This window comes from Microcystis sp. LE18-22.4A (assembly GCF_027531105.1).
In the GTDB taxonomy this organism is placed as follows: Bacteria; Cyanobacteriota; Cyanobacteriia; order Cyanobacteriales; family Microcystaceae; genus Microcystis; species Microcystis aeruginosa.
The window spans coordinates 1-1,904 of sequence record NZ_JAPZRB010000300.1 but is presented as its reverse complement, the minus strand read 5'-3'; the positions used below and the strand labels follow the sequence as shown (position 1 = coordinate 1,904).

The following is a 1,904-nucleotide window of genomic DNA, read 5'->3' as shown; positions in this document are numbered from 1 at the left end:
CTTACCTCATTTCATCGCTAAAACTGATGTTAGAGACGGGAGATTTTTGGGGTTGCCAGATTCGAGATTTGTGCATCTATGGCAAGGTTAGATTTAAGTGTGATCTTTAGTTACTATATCACCAACTCTGTCATCTCTTAGCCCTTGGCTATCAGCAAACTCTCCCCAGGCGTTGCTGATTGGCGATCTGAAAGAGGATTAAGAGAACGGGGAACTTAGATAAAAGTGATGTTAATTAAATAACTTTTGCCACCATCAAATCAATAATAATCAGGGCGATAAATTGCGGAATTAATAATCTTAGTGCTTGTTTAGCAATTTCGTCAGTCAGGAAAATAGAAGTTAAAGCGGTTTATTTTAAAGTAAATTAGACTCTTTTAAACCCGATAATGCTGCATCTACATCTAGGATTTTCTGACCCGTGATGTAGTTATCATCTTCTTTTTCTGATTTAATAGCAGCAATATAGGTTGAATTAACTGATTTTAGAGCATCAAACTGAGGAAATGCAATAAATAAACCATCTTTGTCGCTGAGACAAAAAATGTTTTTAGAGTCAGACAGGCTGAAGATAATTGTATGTAGTGATGATCCCCAAGTACCGACAATATATTTATGCTTATTTACTAAATATATCTTTTCTTGTAGAGTCAAATTTTCTGAATAAATAATAGCAAAGCCACGTTCTCTTAATATATTTTCTAGTTGCTCTTCCCCTAGAATTTGTCGGTTGGCTTTTTTTAGGTTAGTTCGAGAAATGTAAAGCGGTTGCTCAGTTTGCGTGACTTTATCGGGTAAGAGCTTTTGGGCTACTAACTCGGGAACACTTTTGTGACAGGCAAAAACCTCTCTTCTATAAAAGCTCAGAGAAGGATAAGGAAAAACCACCTCTCCTAGTATCACAGGTCTAGTCAACTCTAAGAATTGCTCGGAGTCTAAGTCAAGAGCAGTCATAAATTCGTCAACGAAATCCCTAGAGACCTTTAAGTCACTGATAGACTTAGCTTTACGAGGTTGTCCGATGACCAAAATCCCTAATTTTTCAGCTTGTTCTAAGTACCAAAGACGACAAATTGATTCACAAAGAAAATGTCCATAGTGTAGTGAGATATTCTCTCCATACATAAATTTCTGATCAATCCTTTTAATTTTAGTAGGATCAATAGATTGATGGTATAAAGATTTAAATTCCTGAGAATCTTGCTCGGATTTTGGAATGCCTGGCATTTTAAATGTGTTAATTCTTGACCCATCTCTTAAATCATAGAAAGCTTTATACCTAGGAACATAAAGGACATCTTTGACGGTGATAGTCTTCTCTAGAGGTAGTTTGTCACTGTAGTTTATACTATAATAGTCTTCTTTAATAACTTCCAATGTATCGGGGTGATAATTTAAAAAATTGGTCTGGTATTTCTGTGGATATTGTTTCTCTATAGCACTAATTTTTAAAGACTTGTAATTATTTTCCCATTGACTCGATACTGAGTCTCTTATCCTTCTAGGAACAAATAGAGCTTGGCTTTTTGATAAATATTTAGACAAATTATAGTTGGCTACATCTAGTATTTTGGTGGTAATGCCTTGCATAGAAATTTTAAGACAAATTAGAGATACGTGGAAATGATAACATGAATTTTTGCCAATGTCAAGGTTCATGGCTATAAAGTTTCCATTCCGACTAATTTCTAAGCGCTAGAAAAAAGCCGTTGTTGTCAAGGTACAAACTACTTGGGTATAAATTTGTTGGGCAGTAGTTTCCCTTTGATCATCTGAACAAGCGATCGCATCTTACCCATTCAATGGGTTGTTTGCAGAGAATTAGAAATAGCTAATTTTTCCTCAATCCAGCCTTTGACAATAGCTTGTAACCGTAAATCACGACGCTGACTTTCTTGCTCAAG

At 35.5% G+C, this 1,904-nt stretch carries 1 protein-coding gene; it reads right to left on the bottom strand.

The annotated features are described in order from the left end of the window. Positions 1-357 precede the first annotated feature (357 nt). Entirely contained in the window at positions 358-1,659 is a 1,302-nt protein-coding gene (locus O9295_RS13655; protein WP_260324405.1) for a glycosyltransferase family 61 protein, read from the bottom strand. Positions 1,660-1,904: the final 245 nt, after the last annotated feature.